At 71.0% G+C, this 20,340-nt stretch carries 23 protein-coding genes and 2 tRNA genes; 10 read left to right on the top strand and 15 right to left on the bottom strand.

Annotated features, from left to right (window positions below):
* From DB32_RS20910 to DB32_RS46915, 7 genes are all read right to left on the bottom strand, one after another.
* The gene (locus DB32_RS20910) at positions 1-663 is read right to left on the bottom strand and encodes an SDR family oxidoreductase (protein ID WP_053234417.1); all 663 of its coding nucleotides are present in this window, start codon (positions 661-663) and stop codon (positions 1-3) included.
* Positions 660-1,274 (bottom strand): RlmE family RNA methyltransferase, encoded by a 615-nt coding sequence (locus DB32_RS20905; protein WP_053234416.1) that lies wholly within the window; start codon positions 1,272-1,274, stop codon positions 660-662. Before DB32_RS20905 ends, DB32_RS20910 begins: the two co-directional genes overlap by 4 nt.
* A gap of 103 nt (positions 1,275-1,377) precedes the next feature.
* The gene (gene rplC / locus DB32_RS20900; RefSeq protein ID WP_053234415.1) at positions 1,378-2,055 is read right to left on the bottom strand and encodes a 50S ribosomal protein L3; all 678 of its coding nucleotides are present in this window, start codon (positions 2,053-2,055) and stop codon (positions 1,378-1,380) included.
* Between the two features lie 74 nt (positions 2,056-2,129).
* Entirely contained in the window at positions 2,130-2,912 is a 783-nt protein-coding gene (gene truA, locus DB32_RS20895) for a tRNA pseudouridine(38-40) synthase TruA (protein WP_053234414.1), read from the bottom strand.
* A gap of 4 nt (positions 2,913-2,916) precedes the next feature.
* Positions 2,917-3,651, bottom strand: coding sequence for an MXAN_2562 family outer membrane beta-barrel protein (locus DB32_RS20890; protein WP_053234413.1), 735 nt, complete (start codon positions 3,649-3,651; stop codon positions 2,917-2,919).
* The gene (locus DB32_RS20885; protein ID WP_157069242.1) at positions 3,651-4,688 is read right to left on the bottom strand and encodes a hypothetical protein; all 1,038 of its coding nucleotides are present in this window, start codon (positions 4,686-4,688) and stop codon (positions 3,651-3,653) included. Before DB32_RS20885 ends, DB32_RS20890 begins: the two co-directional genes overlap by 1 nt.
* Before the next feature lie 215 nt (positions 4,689-4,903).
* The gene (locus tag DB32_RS46915; RefSeq protein WP_053234411.1) at positions 4,904-5,914 is read right to left on the bottom strand and encodes an aspartate-semialdehyde dehydrogenase; all 1,011 of its coding nucleotides are present in this window, start codon (positions 5,912-5,914) and stop codon (positions 4,904-4,906) included.
* A gap of 127 nt (positions 5,915-6,041) precedes the next feature.
* Between DB32_RS46915 and DB32_RS45445 the strand changes: the two genes are divergently transcribed.
* From DB32_RS45445 to DB32_RS20865, 3 genes are read left to right on the top strand one after another with little or no spacing between them, the layout of a single operon-like run.
* Positions 6,042-7,634, top strand: coding sequence for a TolC family protein (locus DB32_RS45445; protein WP_053234410.1), 1,593 nt, complete (start codon positions 6,042-6,044; stop codon positions 7,632-7,634).
* Positions 7,631-8,020, top strand: a complete 390-nt coding sequence (locus tag DB32_RS20870) for a (deoxy)nucleoside triphosphate pyrophosphohydrolase (protein WP_053234409.1) — start codon at positions 7,631-7,633, stop codon at positions 8,018-8,020. Before DB32_RS45445 ends, DB32_RS20870 begins: the two co-directional genes overlap by 4 nt.
* Before the next feature lie 32 nt (positions 8,021-8,052).
* Positions 8,053-8,640, top strand: coding sequence for a DUF4126 domain-containing protein (locus DB32_RS20865; protein ID WP_075097969.1), 588 nt, complete (start codon positions 8,053-8,055; stop codon positions 8,638-8,640).
* Here the strand turns inward: DB32_RS20865 and DB32_RS20860 are convergent.
* From DB32_RS20860 to DB32_RS20850, 3 genes are read right to left on the bottom strand one after another with little or no spacing between them, the layout of a single operon-like run.
* Positions 8,613-9,116: a DUF934 domain-containing protein gene (locus DB32_RS20860; RefSeq protein ID WP_053234408.1), complete on the bottom strand. Its 504-nt coding sequence runs from the start codon at positions 9,114-9,116 to the stop codon at positions 8,613-8,615. The two genes, DB32_RS20865 and DB32_RS20860, sit on opposite strands and share 28 nt — an antisense overlap.
* Positions 9,100-10,764: a nitrite/sulfite reductase gene (locus DB32_RS20855; protein ID WP_053234407.1), complete on the bottom strand. Its 1,665-nt coding sequence runs from the start codon at positions 10,762-10,764 to the stop codon at positions 9,100-9,102. The genes DB32_RS20860 and DB32_RS20855 overlap by 17 nt, the downstream gene beginning before the upstream one ends.
* A gap of 9 nt (positions 10,765-10,773) precedes the next feature.
* Positions 10,774-11,088: a DUF2849 domain-containing protein gene (locus DB32_RS20850; RefSeq protein ID WP_053234406.1), complete on the bottom strand. Its 315-nt coding sequence runs from the start codon at positions 11,086-11,088 to the stop codon at positions 10,774-10,776.
* 225 nt (positions 11,089-11,313) lie between these two features.
* Here DB32_RS20850 and DB32_RS20845 point away from each other — a divergent pair.
* The 4 genes from DB32_RS20845 to apaG all read left to right on the top strand — a co-directional run bounded on the left by DB32_RS20845 (position 11,314) and on the right by apaG (position 12,748).
* A tRNA-Gln gene (locus DB32_RS20845) sits at positions 11,314-11,384 on the top strand.
* Between the two features lie 92 nt (positions 11,385-11,476).
* A tRNA-Glu gene (locus DB32_RS20840) sits at positions 11,477-11,548 on the top strand.
* Positions 11,549-11,687: 139 nt separating this feature from the next.
* Positions 11,688-12,317: a DNA-3-methyladenine glycosylase gene (locus tag DB32_RS20835; RefSeq protein WP_053234405.1), complete on the top strand. Its 630-nt coding sequence runs from the start codon at positions 11,688-11,690 to the stop codon at positions 12,315-12,317.
* Positions 12,318-12,349: 32 nt separating this feature from the next.
* Positions 12,350-12,748, top strand: a complete 399-nt coding sequence (apaG, locus tag DB32_RS20830; RefSeq protein ID WP_053234404.1) for a Co2+/Mg2+ efflux protein ApaG — start codon at positions 12,350-12,352, stop codon at positions 12,746-12,748.
* Here the strand turns inward: apaG and DB32_RS20825 are convergent, their stop codons facing one another.
* Positions 12,749-13,237 carry a hypothetical protein gene (locus DB32_RS20825; RefSeq protein WP_053234403.1) on the bottom strand — a complete coding sequence of 163 codons (489 nt, stop codon included), beginning with the start codon at positions 13,235-13,237 and terminating at the stop codon, positions 12,749-12,751.
* A gap of 102 nt (positions 13,238-13,339) precedes the next feature.
* On the opposite strand from DB32_RS20825, the gene DB32_RS20820 reads away from it, so the two are divergent.
* Together DB32_RS20820 and DB32_RS20815 are read left to right on the top strand one after the other, a co-directional pair.
* On the top strand, positions 13,340-14,224 hold the full coding sequence (locus DB32_RS20820) for a macro domain-containing protein (RefSeq protein WP_053234402.1): 885 nt from the start codon (positions 13,340-13,342) through the stop codon (positions 14,222-14,224).
* Positions 14,224-14,826 (top strand): L-threonylcarbamoyladenylate synthase, encoded by a 603-nt coding sequence (locus tag DB32_RS20815; RefSeq protein ID WP_053234401.1) that lies wholly within the window; start codon positions 14,224-14,226, stop codon positions 14,824-14,826. Before DB32_RS20820 ends, DB32_RS20815 begins: the two co-directional genes overlap by 1 nt.
* Positions 14,827-15,204: 378 nt before the next feature.
* Here DB32_RS20815 and coaBC read toward each other — a convergent pair whose 3' ends face one another.
* The 4 genes from coaBC to DB32_RS20795 are packed head-to-tail and all read right to left on the bottom strand — an operon-like array spanning position 15,205 to position 19,484.
* Positions 15,205-16,398: a bifunctional phosphopantothenoylcysteine decarboxylase/phosphopantothenate--cysteine ligase CoaBC gene (coaBC, locus tag DB32_RS20810; protein WP_053234400.1), complete on the bottom strand. Its 1,194-nt coding sequence runs from the start codon at positions 16,396-16,398 to the stop codon at positions 15,205-15,207.
* A gap of 19 nt (positions 16,399-16,417) precedes the next feature.
* On the bottom strand, positions 16,418-17,944 hold the full coding sequence (locus DB32_RS20805) for a VanW family protein (RefSeq protein ID WP_157069238.1): 1,527 nt from the start codon (positions 17,942-17,944) through the stop codon (positions 16,418-16,420).
* A 51-nt stretch (positions 17,945-17,995) separates the two neighbouring features.
* Positions 17,996-18,196 carry a hypothetical protein gene (locus DB32_RS20800; RefSeq protein WP_053234398.1) on the bottom strand — a complete coding sequence of 67 codons (201 nt, stop codon included), beginning with the start codon at positions 18,194-18,196 and terminating at the stop codon, positions 17,996-17,998.
* A 34-nt stretch (positions 18,197-18,230) separates the two neighbouring features.
* Positions 18,231-19,484: a serine hydroxymethyltransferase gene (locus tag DB32_RS20795; RefSeq protein ID WP_053234397.1), complete on the bottom strand. Its 1,254-nt coding sequence runs from the start codon at positions 19,482-19,484 to the stop codon at positions 18,231-18,233.
* Between the two features lie 92 nt (positions 19,485-19,576).
* Here DB32_RS20795 and DB32_RS20790 point away from each other — a divergent pair, with 92 nt between their 5' ends.
* Positions 19,577-20,311 carry an ABC transporter ATP-binding protein gene (locus DB32_RS20790; RefSeq protein ID WP_053234396.1) on the top strand — a complete coding sequence of 245 codons (735 nt, stop codon included), beginning with the start codon at positions 19,577-19,579 and terminating at the stop codon, positions 20,309-20,311.
* The last annotated feature ends 29 nt before the right edge of the window (positions 20,312-20,340 follow it).

Below are 20,340 nucleotides of genomic sequence, written 5' to 3'. Positions count from 1 at the left end.
TCAGAACGGGATCGGCGTCCCGCTCGCGTGCACGAACGACCCGCTCGTCGCGAGCGTGAGCTCGTCGATGCGCGCGACGATGCCCTGCGCAGCCTCGCCGGGGTCCACGTTGCCCGCGCCGGCCGTCATCCCGGTGCGCACGTAGCCCGGGTGGAGCAGCAGCACCGCGATCCCCGCTCCCGCGAGGTCGCGCGCGAGGGACACGCCCGCCGCGTTGAGCGCAGCCTTCGACATGCGGTAGCCGTAGTACGCGCCGCTCCCATTGTCGGCCATCGAGCCCATGCGGCTCGTGATCAGCGCGAGCTTCGAGCCTCGCGCGAGCCGCGGACGCAGCGCCTTCGCCCACTGCAGCGGCGCGATCGCGTTCACCTCGATCTGCGCGCGCACGTCCTCGAACGACACGTCGTCGAGCGAGTCGTCGCGCAGCACGCCGGCGTTGAGGATCACGCGATCGAGCACGACATCGCCGATCGCGGCGACCACGCGCGCGATCGCCGCCGCGTCGGTCACGTCGACGCCCTCGTGGATCTCCACGCCGGTCTCCGCGAGCTCGCGCGATCGCGCGCGGCAGATCGCGATGACGCGATCCCCACGCGCGACGTGCTGCTGCACGAGCGAGAGCCCGATCCCGCGGTTCGCTCCGGTGATCAGCGTCGTCGTCACGTCGTCGCTCCCGTCCGCGCGGCTCCGCGCTTGCGGAGCCCGACGAGGAACGTCTCGATGCTCTCGGTGCGCGTCGCAGGCGGCTTCACGATCTTCACCTCTTCGAACGCGCTCGCGACCGCGCGTCGCGCTTCCTCGAAGTCGGGCCCCTGGAAGATCTTCGCGACGAAGTGCCCGCCCGGCACGAGCAGCTCTTCCGCGATCTGCAGCGCGCGCATCACGAGGTTGAAGGAGCGCGCCTGATCGGTGAAGCGGTGCCCGCTCGTCGCGGGCGCCATGTCGCTCATCACGACGTCGAAGCGCTCACCCCCGAGCTGCGCGTCGAGCTCGGGGCTCATCACGTCCTGCGTGCGCATCTCGGCGTTGGGCGGCAGCGCGCCTCGGAACTCCTGGATGTCGAGCCCGAGCACGCGCCCGTTCGCGCCGACCTTCTGCGCCGCATACGCGGTCCACGAGCCCGGATAAGCGCCCAGATCGAGCACCCGCGCGCCGGGCCGCAGCAGCCGCACGCGCCGATCGATCTCCTCGAGCTTGTAGACCGATCGCGCCGCGTAGCCCTCGCGTTTCGCGCGATGTCCCCAGTGATCCTGCGGTCTGCGGCTCCGGCTCACGCGATTGCTCCTCGAGGCAGAAACACGAAGGGCGCGGGACCATCATGGTCACCGCGCCCTCGTCGATCATCTCACGGCTGCTCTGGGAGCCGCCGCGACGAGATCAGGCCGCGCTCTTGCGGCCGCCGTTCTTCTTCTTGACCGCGCCGCGCACCGTCACGACGCCGCCCTTGGGGCCGGGCACCGCGCCCTCGATGAGCAGCACGCCCTGCTCGTCCATCACGCGCGCGATCTTCAGGTTCTGGATCGTGACGCGCTCGTTGCCGTACTGGCCGGGCATCTTGAGATTCGGGAGCGTGCGGCCGGGCGTCATGTTCGTGCCGATCGCGCCGCCGTGACGCTGGTACTCGTGGGTTCCGTGCGTCGCCGTCGCCGAGCCGCGGAAGTTCCAGCGCTTCATGACGCCGGTGAAGCCGCGACCGCGCGTCTGGCCGCACACGTCGACGAACTGGCCGGCCTCGAAGATCTCCGAGGGCTTCAGCACCGCGCCGATCTCGTGGCCCGCGACGATCTCCTCCGGGAGGCGGAACTCGCGGATGACCTTCGCGACCTTCTGGTTGATCTTCGCGAACTGGCCGGCGGTCGGCTTGTTCACGTGCTTCTCGCGCTTCTCGCCGAAGCCGAGCACGAGCGCGCTGTAGCCGTCCTTCTCGACGGTGCGCTTTCCGATGACGATGCAGGGCCCGACCTCGACGACCGTCACGCGCGTGACGTTGCCGTCGCTCTCGAAGATCTGCGTATTACCGAGCTTCTTGCCGATCAGGCCGGGATGCGTGTTCATGGCGCCTCGAAGAACAGACGAAAACCGTCGCTAGAGCGACAGGGGGCGAGAGGATAGCCGGGGGTCTCGATCCGTCAAGCGCGAGCGCGACCGAGACGCATCGACACCAGCGTGAGACCGTGAGCAGGCGCGGTCTGTCCGGTGTCGTCGCGGCGCGCATCCGGGCCGACGAGGGCGCCTGCATCGCGCTCCGCGAGCCGTCCGCGGCCCGCTTCCACGAGGGTTCCCACGAGGATCCGCACCATGTTCTTCATGAACGCGTTGCCGCGGACCTCGATCGCGACGAGCCGCGGCTCCTCGCCCCAGCCGTCGTGGATCGCGATCTCGTGGATGGTGCGGACCGTGTTCTGGCGATCGTCGTCGGCCGATCGGAACGCGCGGAAGTCGTGAGTGCCCTCGAGGTGCTTCGCGATCACGCGCATCGCCGCGACGTCGAGCGACGTGCCCCCGTGGCGTGGGCCGAGGAACCACGCGCGTCCGCGCAGCAGCGGATCGCGCACGTCGCCGCGCAGGACGAGATAGCGGTAGGTCTTGTCGACGGTGTCGAACCGCGGCGTGTACCCGGCCTCGCACGCCTCTGCCGCGACGATCGCGGCGTCGTCGGGCAGCGCCGCGTTGAGCCCGCGGAGCCACCCTCGCGGCTCGATCGTGCGCGCGGCATCGAACGCCGCGACCTGACCCAGCGCGTGCACGCCGGCATCGGTGCGCGACGCGCCGCGCAGCTCGACGGGCGCGCCGTTCATCGACGCGATCGCCGCCTCGAGCGTGCCCTGGACGGTGCGCGTGCCCGGCTGGCGCGCCCACCCGGCGAAGGCCGCGCCGTCGTAGGCGATCGTCAGCCGGACGCCGGGGAGCACGCGATCAGAACGTGAAGCCGAGGCCGACGGCCCACGCGAACGAGGTGCCCAGCTCCAGCTGGGTCATGTGCTCGCCCATCGTGGAGCCGAACGCTTCGAAGAAGATCTCGGTGTGGTTGATGCCCCACTCGTCGTCGAGACGGCGCGCCGCGCGGGGCTCGAGGAAGTCGAGCTCGAGCGCGATCTGCGCGGCCCAGCGGACGCCGAAGCTGAAGCCGGTGCCGGTCGTGCTCCCCTCGCCCGACTCCCAGTAGCCGAAGTCGGGGCCGACCTTGCCCGTGAGGATCAGCGGGACGTCGACGTACCGCGCGAGGCCGTCGATGCGCCAGACGAGCAGCGCGTTGAAGTTGATCAGCGAGAGGCCGGTGCGCCCGCTCTCCTGATCGCTTCCGACGATCCGCCCCGGTCCGTCCCACTCCGCCCACGCGAACGACACGCCGGCGGCGAGCGGCCCGAGGTACGGCACGCGCCAGATGTGCACGTCGAGCTCGGCGCCGATCATCGGGCCGAGATCGCCCTGGAACACGGTGTCGAACTGCCCGCCGAAGCTCGGCTGATAGCCGCCGACGCGCAGCTCGAACGTGAACCCTTCGGGCGTCGGGACCCACAGCGGATCGACGGCGAACGTCGAGCCCACGATCGAGCCGTCCTCGAGCGCCGCGTCCTGCTGCGCGGAGACCGACGTTGGGTGGAGCGCGAGCGCCACGAGCGCCGCGCCACAGAGGAAGAACGAGCGCATCACGATCTCCGGCTCCGACGACCGAGGACGAGCAGGGCAGCACCGAGCAGCACGATCATCGTCACGCGCGCCTCGCCCCCGAGGCCCGCTCCGAGGACCGAGCACTCGTACTCCGCGAGGCACGCGTCCATGTCCTCGTAGCCCTTCGAGCGACAGTAGCTGCTCAGCGCGCCCTCGATCTCGACGCGCAGCACGCACGTGACGACGAGCGTGCTCTCGTTGCGCGCCTGGTCGACGGCGGTGATGCCGACGGCCGCGTACTGGTCGTAGGCGAGGTCCGACGCGTCGACCGTCGCGGTCTCACCGCGCTGGAGATCGCCGCCGCTGGTCGGCGGCTCCGCGCCGTCCTGCAGCGAGCCCGAGGGATCGACCTCGCCGTCCGCGGTGCAGCCTTCCGGATCGACGTACACGTTCGCGCCGACGAGCGTGCCTTCCGGGAGATCGTAGGTGACCTCGATCGACTCGTCGCCCTCGAACGGCCCGCCGTCGATGGTCGGTGCGCCCGGCGGGTCGACGTCGAGCGCGATGCGCAACGTCGTGGTCTCGGCGGTGGTGAAGTCCTTCGACGTGTTCTGCGCCGTGGTGCTCGCGAAGAAGAAGAACGTGCGGTCCGCGCTCGTCTCGCACGCATCCGCGCCGAACAGCTGCCGCACCGTCGCGTCGATCTCGGTGGTCGGCACCATCGCGCTGAACGTCGCGACGTACTCGCACGACGTGTTCGTCGTGTCGGCGCGGACCGAGGCCGTCGGGCAGTCCGCGTCGGCGCTGCTGCCGAACCACACGTCGATCTGCGTCGTGCCGGTCGGGACGTTTGCGAGCTCCAGCGGGATCGCGATGTTCTCCTCGCACTCACGCAGCGAGAGCGGCTGACCCGTCGCCTCGGGCGTTTCGTAGAGGAACGTCATGAGCTCGCGTCCGCCGAACTGTTCGGTGAAGCGGACGCTCATCGTCTGGGCCCGCGCAGGCGACGCGAACGCGGATGACGCACCGAGCGTGGCGACCAGCGCGGAGAGCCAGAGGCGGTGTGTGGTTCTCATTCGAATCCGAGATCCTCTGCGGAGCCGCTGAGCACGTTCCGTTCCTGCGCCTCGAACTGCGCAACGTGCGCGTTTTGCCGGCCGCTCGCCGGCTCCGCGGCTGTCATTCTGGCACGCGCACCGGGAGGACGTCCGAGCGCGCGCGCCAACTCGTCAACGGGTCGCCCGCGACCAGCGTGGCCCTCGATCCGGCTTCGCCGGTCGGGGGGAGGGCGTCACCGGAGCAGCAGACCTTCGGCGATCTGCACGGCGTTCGTCGCCGCGCCCTTCCGGAGGTTGTCGCCGACGATCCACATCATCACGCCGCCCGGGTTGCCGAGGTCGTCGCGGACGCGCCCGACGAGGACGTCGTCGATCCCGGACGCGTCGAGCGGCGTCGGGTACACGCCCTTCTCGAAGTCGTCGACCACGCGCACGCCCGGCGCGCCCGTCATCAGCGCGCGCGCTTCCTTCGCGGTGATCGGGCGCTCGCACTCGATCGCGACCGACTCGGAGTGCCCGTTGACCACGGGCACGCGCACCGTCGTCGGCGAGACGCGGATGTCGGGGTCGCCGAAGATCTTGCGCGTCTCGTGGATCATCTTGAGCTCTTCCTCCTGGTACCCGGTCGCGCCGTCGCGCTTCCACTCCATGAGGAGGCTGCCCGCGAGCTGCTTCGTGATCGGGCCCGCGGGCATCGGCTCGCCGGCTGCGAACGCGCGCGACTGCGCGCGGAAGTGCTCGACCGCGCTGTGCCCCGCGCCGCTGATCGCCTGGTACGTCGAGACGACGATGCGCTGGATGCGGTTCGCGCGGTGGATCGGCGCGAGCGCGACGAGCATCTGGATCGTCGAGCAGTTCGGGTTCGCGATGATGCCGCGCTTCGGGTTGCGCGCGGCGTCGAGGTTCACCTCGGGCACGCAGAGGGGCACCTCGGGATCCATCCGCCACGCCGACGAATTGTCGACGACGAGCGCGCCCTTGCTCGCGGCGATCGGTCCCCACTCCTTGCTCGGCCCCGAGCCCGCGGAGAAGAGCGCGAGGTCGACGCCCGTGAACGCATCGGCCGACACCGGCTCCACCTTCACCTGCGTCCCGCGGAACGGCACCGTCGTGCCCGCGCTGCGCGGAGAGGCGAGAGGAAGGAGGCGCGCGACCGGGAAGGAGCGCTCCTCGAGGATGCGGATCATCTCGCGACCGACGGCGCCCGTCGCACCGAGGACGGCCACCGTGAGCTGCCTGGACATGGGGGCGCGGCATACCACGCGCGAACGCACGCGTCATGGCGCGCAGCACGTTCGTCGTTGCGCGCGCGGAAGCTTGTGCCCACAACCGGGGCGCGCGGAAAGCCCGCGCGGGGAGCCAGGAGTCCGCATGACGAGCCCGAGCCGCGCCGTGACCTTCCGAGCGGCGCTCTCTTCGGTCGTGCTCGCGTCGTCGGTGCTCGCGCCAGCGATGCTCGTGAGCGCGCAGGACGCGACGACGCCGCCGGCGACGACCAGCGACAGCGCGACGCTGCAGACGAGCGCCGCGACGACACCTGCCGAGGCCGAGATCATCGACGTCGAGGCGTTCTTGCGAGGCGAAGGACGCGGCATCACGGCGGAGGACGCCGCGCGTCGCGCCGTCGAGACGGGGCCGTCGATCGAGTCGGTGCGCGCCCAGCTGAGCGCCGCGCGCGCGGGCGCGGATCGCGCGATGATCGCGTTCTTCCCGCGGCTCTCGGTCGAGGGTCGCTACACGCGCCTCTCGCCGATCTCGCAGCCGAACTTGTTCGGCGGCGAGAACACCGACGAGCTGCTCGACGCCGCGGAGCAGCTCGCGATGGGCGTCGACGATCCCGAGGCGCGCCTGCTCTGGCAGGGCCAAATCATGGCGCAGCGCGAGCAGGCGAGCTTCACGTTCCCCGTGCTGCTCGACAACTGGAGCTTCGGCGGGTCGCTGACGGTCCCGGTGACCGACATCTTCCTGCAGATCTGGCCGTCGTACGAAGCCGCGCAGGGCGCGGTGCGCGCGCAGCGGCACCAGGTGTACGCGCAGTCGTCGGAGGTCGCGCAGAACGCGCGCGAGACGTTCTACGCGTTCGCACGGGCGCGCGGTGGGCTCGCGGTCGCGCGTGCCGCGGTCGCCGCGGCGGAGCTCCAGGCGCAGCTCATCGAAGCGATGGTGCGCGCGGGCACGTCCGCGCAGGTCGACTTCGTGCGCGTGCAGGCGCAGGTCGCCACGGCGCGCGTCGCAGCGCTGCGCGCCGAGGCCGCGGTGCTCACGTCGGCGACCGCGCTCCGCACGGTGATGCACGTCGATCCCGACGAGGAGCTCGCGATCGCCGAGGACCTCCTCGCGCCGCTCCCGCCGGTGACCGGCGAGCGCGAGGCTCTCGTCGCGGCGGCGTACGATCAGCGCTCCGAGGTGCGTGCGCTGCGCGAGCTCGCGGGCGCGCGGGGCCGGCAGGTCGACGCGGCGGAGGGCAGCCGCTGGCCGCACCTCGTGCTCGCGGGGAACCTGACCACTGCGAACCCGAACCAGCGCATCTTCCCGCTGACCCAGGAGTTCCAGACCACGTGGGACGTCAGCGTCGTCGTGAGCTGGAGCCCGAACGACTTCTTCGTCGGCGAGGTCGCCGCGTCGGAGGCGCGCGCCGCGCGCTCGCAGGTCGAGGCCGATCTCCGCACCCTCGAGGACGGCATTCGCATCCAGGTCACGCAGGCGTACGAGAGCCTCCGCGCCGCGCGCGCCGCGATCGAGGCCGCGCGCGCCGGTGTCGAGGCGGCCGACGAGACGCTGCGCGTGCGCCAGGAGCAGTATCGCGCGGGCGCGACGGTGGTCACCGAGCTCGTGCTCGCCGTGAACGAGCGCGCGCGTGCGCAGCTCGACCTCGTGAGCGCGGCGCTCGACGCGCGCGTCGCGTACTCGCAGCTGCTGCGCGCGACGGGCGCCGACGAGAACTACCAAGAAGCCGTCGAATGACGGTGATCGTCGCGGCCGCGGTGGTGAAGCGGGAAGGGCGCGTGCTCCTCACGCGCCGCCTCCAGGGCACGCACCTCGCGGGCTTCTGGGAGTTCCCGGGCGGCAAGGTCGAGGAGGGCGAGGACCCCGAGGCCGCCGTCGTGCGCGAGTGCCGCGAGGAGTGCGCGATCGATCTCGAGGTCGTCGACGTGATCGAGGTCGCGTTCCATCGCTACGAGCGCAAGGACGTGCTGCTGCTCTTCTACGAGTGCCGTCTCGCGAGCGATCGCGAGGTCCAGCACCTCGGCGTCGCCGAGCACGCGTGGGTGCTCCCGTCGCAGCTCCGTGACTACCCGCTGCCTCCGCCCGACGAGCGCCTCGTGCGCAAGCTGCAAGCCGGTCGTTGATCCCGCACGATCCCGTCATGGACGGGATCACGATGGGCGACGCTCTCACGTGGACGAGCACGCTCGCGCTCGCCGTCGCGCTCGCGGCATGCGCGGGCCTGCGCGCGTGGCTGCCGCTGTTCGTCGCGGGGCTCCTCGCGCGTGTCGGCGTCGCCGAGGTCGGTGACGCGTTCGGCTGGCTCGCGTCGACGCCCGCGCTCGTGCTCTTCGGCATCGCGACGATCGTCGAGATCGTCGCGGACAAGGTCCCCGCGCTCGATCACGCGCTCGACACGATCTCCACGTTCATCCGCCCCGTCGCAGGCGCGATCGTCGCGGCTGCGGTGCTGGTGCGCATCGAAGACCCGCTCATCGCGGTCGTCGTCGGCATGCTCGTCGGCGCCCCGGTCGCGCTCGCGCCCCACGCCGCGAAAGCGAGCGCGCGCGTCGTCTCGAGCGGCACGACGGCGGGCTTGGCGAACCCGGTGATCAGCACGATCGAGGACGTGCTCGCGATCGTCATCGCGGTGCTCGCGTTCGTCGTGCCGGTCCTGCTCGTGATCGCGATGCTCACGTTCGCGATCGTGTTCGTGCGCTGGATCCGTCGCCGAAGTCAGCGCGCCGGCCAGGCGCGCGCGTGACGACGCCAGATCGGCGTCTTCTCGTCGGCCGCCGTCTGGTACTTCACCGAGAAGTCGTCGAGGCCCGCGATCGCGTCCTCGGCGCTCTTGCTCGCGTCGATCTCGAACGTGTCGAACCCGCAGCGCGAGAGATAGAAGATCTGATCGCGCAGCACGTTCCCGACAGCGCGCAGCTCGCCGCGATACGCGTACCGATCGCGCAGATGACGCGCGATCGAGTACCCGCGCCCGTCCGCGAACTTGGGGAACTCGATCGCGATCACCGCGAACGACGCGACGTCCGACGCGAGCTCCTCCGCCTTGCGATCGCTGGGCACACGCACGCCGATGCGACCACGACGCGCGCCGAGCTGCGCGCGCTCCTTCGTCCATCGCGACCACGGCACGATCACGTCGGCGCCGTCCGGGATCTCGCCCTCTTCGCCGACGTGCACGAACGAGTCGTCGACCACGCGTCGATCACGCACCAGCCGCATAGAGGGCCTCCTTGAACGGATTGGGGCCGAGGCGGCGGAGCGCCTCGAGGAACGTCTCCTCGTCGTGCTCGCGCACTTGCGCGAACCGATCGACCAGCCGCGCGATCGCGGGCGCGACCTCTTCGGACGAGAGCGCGCGACCGAGCACCTTGCCCAGCGCCGCGTCCTCGCGCGCCGAGCCGCCGACGGTCACCTGGTAGAACTCCTCGCCCTGCTTGTCGATCCCGAGGATCCCGATGTTCCCGACGTGGTGGTGGCCGCACGCGTTGATGCAGCCCGAGATGTTGATCGTGAGCGGCCCGAGGTCGTGCACGCGATCCGCGTCGTCGAGCGTCGCCTGGATCTCCTTCGCGATCGGGATCGAGCGCGCATTCGCGAGGTCGCAGTAGTCGAGCCCGGGGCACGCGATGATGTCGGTCACGCGATCGAGGTTCGGCGTCGCGAACCCGAGCGCCTTCAGCGCCGCGTGCACCTCGCGCAGATCGCGGATGCGCACGTCGGGCAGCACGAGGTTCTGCCGGTGCGTCACCACGACCTGCCCGAACCCGTAGCGGTCCGCGAGATCCGCGATCGCGTCCATCTGATCCGAGCTCACGTCGCCCGGCGGGACCTCGTCCGACTTCGTCGAGAGCTGCACGATCGCGTACCCCGGCACGCGGTGCGGCACGACGTTCGCGGACAGCCAGCGCGCGTACTCGCGATCCTTGCCGAGCTTCGCGCCCTCGAGGCTCTCGTCGGGGAGCGCCTCGTACGCAGGCGGCGTGAAGTACGCCTTCATGCGCGCGATCTCCTCGTCGTCGAGCACGATCGCGGTTCCGTCCGCCTTCATGCGCGCGAACTCTTCTTCGACGCGACGCGTGAACTCGGCGACGCCGACTTCCTTGACGAGGATCTTGATGCGCGCCTTGAACTTGTTGTCGCGTCGCCCGTCCGCGTTGTAGACGCGCAGCACGGCCTCCGTGTACGCGAGGAGATCGCGCTTCGGCAGGAACGCGCGGATGCGCTCGGCGAGGATCGGCGTGCGACCGAGCCCGCCACCCGCGAAGTACTCGAAGCCGATCTCGCCCTGCTCGTTCTTCACGAGCCGCAGGCCGATGTCGTGGATCGCGATCGCCGCGCGATCGCTCGCCGCGCCGCTGATCGCGATCTTGAACTTGCGCGGCAGGAACGCGAACTCGGGGTGGAACGTCGACCACTGACGCAGGATCTCGCAGTACGGACGCGGATCCTCGAGCTCGTCCTTCGCGACGCCCGCGAACGGATCGCTCGTGATGTTCCGGATGCAGTTCCCGCTCGTCTGGATCGCGTGCATCTGCACGCTCGCGAGCTCGTCGAGGATGTCCGGCACGTCGACGAGCCGCGGCCAGTTGAGCTGCAGGTTCTGCCGCGTCGTGAAGTGGCCGTAGCCGCGATCGAAGCGGCGCGCGACGTCGCCGAGCTTGCGCAGCTGCTTCGTGCTGAGCAGCCCGTACGGGATCGCGATCCGCATCATGTACGCGTGCAGCTGCAGATAGAGGCCGTTCTGCAGGCGCAGCGGGCGGAACTCCTCCTCGGTGAGCTCGCCGCTCAGGCGCCGCCGCACCTGATCGCGGAACTGCCGCGCGCGCTCCTCGACGATTCGCTGATCGTGCTCGTCGTACTGGTACATCGCAGCTCCTCAGGCCTCGACGCCGACGCGGAGACGCCGCCTCACGCTGACCTCGCCCGCGGCGCGCAGTCGCTCGCGCGCGCTCAGCACGCGCGCGCCGCTCGTGGTCACGCCGACGTCGAACGCGTAGATACCGGTGACGACGAGCTTGTGCTCGCGCTGCGCCCACGCGACGAGCTCGTCGCGGCGCGCGGCATCGTCGAGCTGATCGGCGGCGTCGAAGTCGCTGCCCCACGTCTGGTCGCCGCGGAGGTACACGACGCGCCCGTCGGCGAGCCGGTTGCCCGTGATCACGAAGAGGGTCCGCTCGATCTTGTCCGCCACGGTCCCGCGCCTCCGATTCCCTCGCGTCGGGCGTTCCGACATTTCCTACCGGGGAATGCGGGAATGCATTTACCGTGGATCACCGCCCTGCGCAAGCGAGCGGGAAGGGCGCGCGCCGCGAGAAAAACTTCTTGACCGTGCTCAGGGGCAGCGCTAGAAAGCCGGCCTCGCTTCGGCGAACCCGGACGGTGCGCTGCCCACTCCGGTGGTTCCGCCGCCTGACACTCGGGGATCGTCTAATGGCAGGACAACGGATTCTGGCTCCGTTTATCTAGGTTCGACTCCTAGTCCCCGAATCACACGCAGTCGTCTCTAAGAGCAGTAGTTTCCTACACTTCCGGGTTGCTCGTCGTACGAACGGAAGCTAGGTAATCGGTTCGCAGCAGCTGGCCCCATCGTCTAGTGGTTAGGACATCGGCCTCTCACGCCGGTAACCGGGGTTCAAGTCCCCGTGGGGTCGTGTCGAGCGAGTCTCGACGAGAGAATGGAACGCCCGACGTCGGAAACGACGCCGGGCGTTCGTGTTTCCGGGGTCGCGCACGGCCGCCGCGAAACTCCCGTCGCGAGCGCGGGAATCGCCCCCGTGCGCGGGTGAGCCGGTGAGCGCGCGACTGACGCAGGCGTTCTTCGCGCGCGAGGTCGAGATCGTCGCGCGCGATCTCCTCGGACGTCATCTCGTGCGCGATCGCGGCACGCCCGACGAGGTCGTGTTGCGCATCACCGAGACCGAGGCGTACGGCGGGCCCGAGGACACCGCGAGCCACTGCCGCGCCGGGCGCACCGCGCGCAACGCGCCGATGTGGGGGCCGCCCGGGCACGCGTACGTCTACGTCTGCTACGGGCTGCACCAGATGCTCAACCTCGTGACCGGCGAGGAAGGGCGCGGACAAGCCGTGCTGATCCGATCGTGCGAGCTCGTCTCGGGCGGCGAGATCGTGCGCGCGCGCCGGCGGATGGATCGCGACGCACCGGCGCTGCTCGCCGGACCGGGCAAGGTGGGCGCGGCGCTCGCGCTCGATCGCAGCTTCTCCGGCGCGTCGCTCTTCGACGAGGGCGCGCTCGAGGCGCACGAGGGGACACCGATCGTCGATCGCGACGTGCTCGTCGGTCCTCGCGTCGGCGTCGACTACGCGAACGCGCGCGATCGCGCCGCGAAGAAGCGCTTCGCCATCGCCGGCTCGCGCTGGGTCACGCACGCCAATTCGTTGCGGCGCGCACGTTCGCGCTAGGATCGCGCGGCCTCGCTTCCGCAGGAGCCTTCGTGCAGCCGACGACGACCTCGACCGCGATCACCGACGGCATCCGCATCACCGTGACGAGCCGCTATCTCGCCGAGCAGTCGACGCCGCTCGCGCATCGCTACGTGTGGGCCTACACGGTGCGGATCACGAACGAGGGCGGCAGCGCGGCGAAGCTCCTCAGCCGCCACTGGATCATCACCGACGCGCGCGGGAAGATCGAAGAGGTGAAGGGCCCGGGCGTCGTCGGCGAGCAGCCGCACCTCGCGCCCGGACAGTCGTTCCAGTACACGAGCGGCTGCATGCTCGCGACGTCGCGCGGCGCGATGCGCGGCACCTATCAGATGGTGCGCGACGACGGCGGCGGGTTCGACGCGGAGATCGCGACGTTCGCGCTCGAGCTGCCGCTCACCTTGAACTGATCAGGCCGCGTCCCACGCGGCCTTCACGGCCTTGAAGTCCTCGATCGCCTTTTCGCCGAGATCGAGCGCGCCCGCCTCGACGAGCTTCTCGTGCACGGCCTTCGGCGACTTGTCCCAGCCGGGCGGCACGTCGAGCTTCAGGTTCAGCGGCACGCCCTTGAGCAGCCCCTGCTCCTCGAGCGCCCACAGGATCTCGGCCGCGAGGAACTGACCCGCGATGCGGCGCGTGGCCCCGTCGAGGTGCGGCGTCAGCGGGAAGACGTCGTAGACCGCGACGGTGTCCTGCGAGCGACCGGTGCTCTCGCGCAGCGCGGAGAACGCCTTCGGAGGAATCGGGAGCTCGACGATGTCGAGCCCTGCGATGCCTCGAGCCGCAGTCGCCTTCGCGGCGCGCTCGAGCGCATCACCGTGGCTCAGCGTGATCGCGGCAGGACGCGCGGTTTGATCGAGAATCGCGGTGACGACGATGAAGGCCTGATCGCTCGGCATGATGAATCGGGCGCTGACTGTGCCCCAAACGCGAGTGCTCGTCACGTCTCGTCATCGATGTGTCGACGTCGCCCTCCCGTGTGCTAACTCCGGCCCGCTCCCATGGACATCCTGATGATCCAGGCGTCCGCCTACGAGCTCCCGACCTCGCGCCGCGTCGGCGTCGTCGCACACGACGGTGCGACGGACACGCGGCTCTGGCCCGGGCCCGGCGCGGATCGCGAGCTGCTCTCGCAGTACGGCAACGACCTGCAGTCGAACCTCGAGCGCGAGCTCGACAAGGTGCCGGACGAAGAGCTTCCGATCGGCGGTCTGATGCGCCTGCATCCGGGTCGTCTGCACTGCGACTTCCTCGTGTGGATCGCGACGCGTCCGCCCGAGGACGCGGGACGTCAGGCGCAGGCGCCGGATCGCGCGACGATCGAGAACGCGGTGCGCGCGGTGCTCGACTTCGTGGCGGAGCGTCACGTCATCCGCGTCGCGTTCCCCGCGCTCGGCGCCGGACCGGGCGCGCTCGAGGACGCCGAGCGCCTCGCGATCATCGCGCGTGCGTGCAGCCAGTGGTACGAGCAGCGTTTCGCGAGCGGGAAGTCGACCGGCATCGAGGAAGTGCTGATCTGCGATCCGCGCCTCTCGGTCGTGACCTCGGCGCGCCGCATGGTCTCGCAGCTCGTGAAGGCCCCGCCTCCCGAGCCGCGCCCCGCGGCGAGCGCGCCGCCGAAGCCCGAGCGTCGTGCCGCGAGCGGCGGTGGCAGCAGCAAGCCGCGCGCGGCGGCGACGCCGAAGAAGCCGCGCCTCGACGAGAACGAGCTCGCGCATGCGCGCGCGACGGCGAAGCCGTGGGATCGCGCGACGCGCTATCAGCCGGGTGACTGGTTCGTGCACGCGAAGTTCGGCTTCGGTCGCGTCCACGAGCTCACGCCCGAAGGGTTCATCGTCGTGCTCTTCGAGGACGGCGAGACCCGCAAGCTCGTGCACGCGCGCTGATGCCGCGCCTCGAGATCAACCGGCAGCACCCCGAGCCGCGCAAGATCGAGCGCGCCGTCTCGATCCTGCGCGACGACGGCGTGCTCGCGTACCCGACCGACACGGTGTACGGGCTCGGGTGCAGCATCACGAGCAAGAAGGCGGTCGAGCGCATCTACCGCATGAAGCGGATGAAGCCCGATCAGCCGCTCGCGTTCATCTGCCCCGATCTCGGAGACCTCGCGAAGTACGCGATCGTCGACGACCGCACGTATCGCCTGATGCGGCGGCTCACGCCCGGCCCGTACTGCTTCATCCTCGAGGCGACGCGCGAGGTGCCGCGCATCCTCCAGATGAAGCGCAAGACGGTCGGCATCCGCGTGCCGCACGACGAGGTCGCGCTCGCGCTCGTGCGCGCGCTCGGCAATCCGATCGTGAGCACCACCGCGGCGATCGAAGGTCAGCCGCTGATCGATCCCGCGGAGATCGACGAGACGTTCCCGGGGATCGATCTGATCCTCGACGGCGGGTTCGGGGGGCTCACGCCGTCGACGGTGCTCGACCTCACCGGGCGCGACATCGTCGTGGTGCGCGAGGGCGCCGGCCCCGTCGACGCGCTCTGAGCTCGCGCGGCGGACGGCCGCGCTCGGCTCGGAGGAGCTCGGACGTGCCGGGAAGTGCTCGCGGCGCGCTCCGGATCGCGTTCTGGGCGCGCCGAGTGACGTCCGGTGGTCTCCGGACCGCGGTTCGACGTGCCGGAGCGCCGTTCTTCGAGCTCCGGATCGCGTTCCGGCCTCGCGAAACGGCGTCCGGAGATCGCGGGAGCGCGCTCGGGCCGCCCCGGGCGTCGTTCCGAGATCTCCGGATGGCGTTCCGGCAGCCGGACACGGCGTCCGGCGATCTCCGGATCGCGTCCCGGCGGCCAGAAGACGATCCGGAGGTGCCGGGACGCGACCGGGCGCTCCCGCGATGCGCGGTCGGGGCGCGCGGATGCGCTCCGATCAGCGCTCGAGCAGGGCGTGGACGCGATCGAGGATGCGATCGGCGAGCGCGTGCTTGCTGACGCGGCCGGTGCTCTCTTCGTCGTCGCGCGTGACGAGCGTCGCCTCGTTGTCGTCGCCTTCGAACGCGACGCTCGCGTGGTTGGCGACGACGAGGTCGACCTTCTTGGTCTCGAGCTTCGTGCGCGCGGCCGCGACGAGGTTCTCGGTCTCCACCGCGAAGCCGACGAGCACCGGGCGCGCGCCGCGCCTCGACGCGCCGAGGTCCGCGAGGATGTCGGGGTTGCGGACGAGCTCGATGACGCGCGTCTCTTCGCCCTCGAGCTTCTTCAGCTTGTGCACCGCGGCCTCGCGCGGGCGGAAGTCGGCGACGGCGGCCGCCATGATCACCGCGTCGCAGTCGGGCAGGCGCGACGTGATCGCCTCCTGCATCTCGATCGCGGTGCGCACCGAGACGCGCTCGACGCCCTGCGGCGCGGCGAGCGCGACCGGGCCGCTCACGAGGATCACGCGCGCGCCGCGCTGTCGCGCGCGCTCGGCGATCGCGTAGCCCATCCGTCCGCTCGACCGGTTGCCGAGGAAGCGCACGGGATCGACCGGCTCGAGCGTGGGGCCCGCGGAGATCAGGACGGTGTGGCCCGAGAGGTCGCGCGTCTCGCGGAACAGCACCTCGAGCGCATCGGCGATCGCGTCGGGCTCGGCCATGCGGCCCATGCCCTCTTCACCGCTCGCGAGCGGGCCCGACACCGGGCCGGCGAAGAGCACGCCGTCCTCGCGCAGTCGCGCGACGTTGCGGCGCGTCGCGGCGTGCGACCACATGCGGTGGTGCATCGCGGGCGCGACCAGCACGCGCTTGTCGCTGCAGAGGAGCGTCGCCGAGAGCGCGTCGTCGGCGATGCCCGAGGCCATGCGCGCGAGCAGGTTCGCGGTCGCGGGCGCGACGACGATCGCCTCGCCCCACGCCGCGAGCTCGACGTGGATCTCGCCGGCGTACTTCGCGTCCCAGAGATCGATCACGGGCGGCGCGCCCGTGATCCCGGTGAACGTGACCGGACCGACGAAGCGCGTCGCCGAGTCGGTCATGACGACGCGCAGCTGCGCGCCACGACGGAGCAGCTCGCGCGCGAGCACCACGGCCTTGTACGCGGCGATGCCACCGCCGACGCCGAGCACGATGCGACGACCGGAGATCACGCGTCGTTGGTACCACGAATCAACGCGGCGCGACGTAGCTCTGGGTCCAGCCCGCCTGCGTGCTGACGCCGCCGCGGCGGGTGATCTCCGTGCCCTCGACGCCCGCGCCTTGCGTCGCGACGAGGTACTCGTCGGTCGTGTACTCCGGGTGATCGTCGCCGGCCTCCGCGACGTAGCCCGCGGGCGCCGCGGGGCCGGTGCCGACGCGCCAGATCTGATCGGTCGGCGGGTACACGTCCTCGATGCGCTGGCGGCGCGCCTGGTTGCGCTCGACGTCGCGGATCACGCGGTCGCGCACGACGGTGAAGCCGGGCACGCCGCGCTGATCGAGCACGCGGACGCCGGCGGGCAGCGACGCGTCTTCTTCGGTGCGCTCGCGGAACGGCGCGATCGAGTCGATGCGTCGCGCGAACGAGACGAGACGGCCCGACGACGCGCCGCGGATCTCCGCGCGCACCACGCCGCCCTCGACGCTCATCGCGAGCGCGATCGGGAACGGGAGATCGTTCGTGAAGCGGAGGTTGAGCCGCGCGTACACGACGACGGCGTCGAGGCCCATCCAGATGTACGTGCTCGGCCGGCTGTGGGGCGAGCGCTCGACGATCGGCAGGCCCGCGAAGAACGCGGCGGCGTGGAGCGTGCCCGCGATCTGGCAGGTGCCGCCTCCGATGCCGTCGACGAGCTCGCCGGCCGCGATCTGCGGGGCAGGGCGGAAGCCGTTCGCCTCGTTGCGCTCGCCGACGACGTCGTTGAAGTCGAGGGTCTCGCCGGGCATCAGCACGAGGCCGTCGAGGCGCGCCGCGGCGACGCGGAGGTTGTGGGTGCGCGCGGCGGCGTCGGGCGACGTGCTGTAGCGCGTCTCGAAGGAGCCGAGCGTCGCGTCGAGCCGCACGTTCGCGAGGTCGCGCGCGGTGCGGCGCGGGCGCTCGCGGAGGATGCGCGCGCTCGCTTCCGGCGCGCCGCTGCGCATCGCGTCCGCGAGCGCGTCGAGCGTGCCGTGCACGTCGAGCGTGAGGCCCTCGCGCTCGGGCACGATCGCGCCGGTGCGGGGCTCGATGCGCGCGTCGCGCGGGCGCACGTCGAGGTGATCCTTGCGCTCGAGGAGCATCGCGAGCGTGCTCGTCGCGTCGACGCGCACGTCGACCGGCAGCTCGAGCGGCGCAGCGGTCGAGAGCTGCGCGTGCAGCCGTCGCATCAGCGACGCCGGGTCGCGCGCCTGCTCGATGCGCGCGGTGAGCGCGGCGGCGTCGATGCGACCGCCGAACGATGCGCGCGTCCCCTCGACGCGCTCCTCGCCGATGCGCAGCGCGATCGGCTGCTCGCCCCACGCGCGCGCGACGTCGGCCGCGATCGTGCCGGCGTCGGCGCCGTCCGTGATCTCCGCGCCTGCGATGCGAACGGTCGCGTCGGGGACGGCGGCGCGCACGGGCTCGTGCTGCGCGAGCGCGAGGCCGGCGAGCGCGCTCGCGACGAGCAGACACGCGAGCCCGCCCACGACGCGTGCTCGCGGTCGTGCGTTGCCGCTCGTGCTCTCGCGCGGGCGCATGCGAGGAGAGAGCGCCGAGCGCGCGCTCCGCGTCAACTTCTCGGCGCGCGATCAGGGCAGCGGGCAGGTGCCGACGATCAGATCGCGAACGCGCGCGCCCTCGATGCACGTCGTCCCGCCGGGGCACGGCTCGCCGACGGTGCAGAGCGCGACGCACGCGCGACGGCCGAGCGCGGCGACGTGCGTGCAGAGCGCGCCCGCGACGCACTGTTGATCGCGCTCGCACGCGCCGCCGATCGCGGTCGTGCCCACCCCCCAAGCGCCGCGGAGTATCGCTCGAAATCGATCAGCGACGCTCGAGGCCGGGCGCCGGGAACTGCTGGCACATCGCGAGCAGCTCGCCGCGCACGCGCGCGATCACCTTCTCGTCGGTCGGCGCCTCGACCACGTCGGCGATCCAGCCGCCGATGCGCTTCATCTCGTCGGGGCCCATGCCGCGGCTCGTCACCGCGGGCGTGCCGAGGCGGATGCCGCTCGGATCGAACGGCTTGCGCTTGTCGAAGGGCACCGAGTTGTAGTTGCAGACGATCCCCGCCTTCTCGAGCGCGATCGCCGCCGGCTTGCCCGCGACGTTCTTGCTCGTGAGATCCGCGAGGATCAGGTGCGTGTCGGTGCCGCCGGTGACGAGATCGATGCCGCGCGACATCAGCGTCTCGGCCATTGCCTTCGCGTTCGTCACCACGTTGCGCGCGTAGGTCTCGAAGCTCGGCTGCAGCGCCTCGTGCGCCGCGACCGCGAGCGCCGCGATGCCGCTGTTGTGCGGGCCACCCTGGAGGCCCGGGAACACCGCCTTGTCGATCTCCTTCGCGTACTTCGCGTCGCAGAGGATCATGCCGCCGCGCGGACCGCGCAGCGTCTTGTGCGTGGTGCTCGTGACGATCGGCGCGAGGCCCACCGGGCTCGGGTGCGCCTTGCCCGCGATCAGACCGGAGACGTGCGCGATGTCGGCGACCAGGATCGCGCCCACCTCGTTCGCGATCTCCGCGAACTTCGCGTAGTCGACGTGGCGCGGGTACGCCGTGGTGCCGCACCACATGAGCTTCGGCTTGTGCTCGCGCGCGAGCCGCGCGACCTGGTCCATGTCGAGCCGGTGGTCGTTCTCGCGCACGCCGTACTGGTGCGCCTCGAAGTAGTCGCCGGTGATCGAGACCTTCCAGCCGTGCGTGAGGTGACCGCCCGCGGGCAGCCCGAGGCCGACGGTCTTGTCGCCGGGGCGCAGGAACGCGTAGTGGACCGCGAGGTTCGCGGGCGAGCCCGAGTAGGGCTGCACGTTCACGTGCTCGACGCCGAAGAGCTTCTTGATGCGCTCGATGGCGAGGGTCTCGACCTTGTCGACGTACTCCTGGCCCTGGTAGTAGCGCTTGCCCGGATAGCCCTCGCTGTACTTGTTGTTCAGCGCGCTGCCGGCCGCTTCCTGCACCGCGCGCGACGCGTAGTTCTCGCTCGCGATCAGGCGGATGCTGTCGAGCTGACGGCGCTCCTCCTTCGCGATGAGCGACGCGATCTCGGGATCGACCTGGGCGAGCGTGGGCTCCGACATGGCTCTCGTCTCCTCGGGGGCTCGAGTAGGCCGCGGTTCTAGCACCGAGGGACGAGGGGTCGACAGGGCCCCTGCTCGGGCATACTCCGCGCGTGATCCGAGCCGTGGACGTCCACGTCGCGTTCCGCCAGCCGGTGCTGCGCGGCGTCTCGCTCGAGGTCCCCGAGGGCTGCATCTACGCGCTGATCGGGCCGGGGGCGGCGGGCAAGAGCGTGCTGCTCAAGACGCTCGCGGGGCTGATCCGGCCCTCGCAGGGACGCGTCGAGCTGCTCGGTCGCACGCTCGGCGAGCTCGACGAGGCGGGGCTGATGGAGGTGCGCCGCGACGTCGGCATGCTCTTCCAGAACTACGCGCTCTTCGACTTCATGACGGTGGGCGAGAACATCGCGTTCCCGCTGCGCCGATTGTTCTCTCTGGGAGAACGAGAGATCCAGGAGCGCGTCGCCGAGCGGCTCGCGCGGGTGTCGCTCCCGGGCTTCGAGCCGAGGCTGCCCGCCGGGCTCAGCGGCGGTCAGAAGAAGCGCGTCGGCGTGGCGCGCGCGACGGTGTCGCGGCCGCGCGTGCTGCTCTACGACGAGCCGACGGCGGGGCTCGATCCGGTGACGAGCCAGAAGATCTACGACCTCATCCGCGAGGAGCAGCGCACGCACCGCACGACCAACGTCGTGATCTCGAGCGACGTGCGCGGCCTGCTCACGATCGCGGATCGCGTCGGCATGCTGCACGGAGGCAAGCTGATCTTCGAGGGCACGCGCGAGCAGGCGCTCGCGTCCGAGGTGCCGGAAGTGCGGCAATTCGTGCACGGTCTGACCGACGGCCCGCTCTGACGAGTGTTCCTCGCGCCGCGGCGTCGCAG

The sequence above is a fragment of the Sandaracinus amylolyticus genome (genome assembly GCF_000737325.1).
GTDB lineage: Bacteria > Myxococcota_A > Polyangia > Polyangiales > Sandaracinaceae > Sandaracinus > Sandaracinus amylolyticus.
The sequence above is the reverse complement of the archived record's forward strand: the minus strand, read 5'-3'. Positions and strand labels throughout refer to the sequence as shown.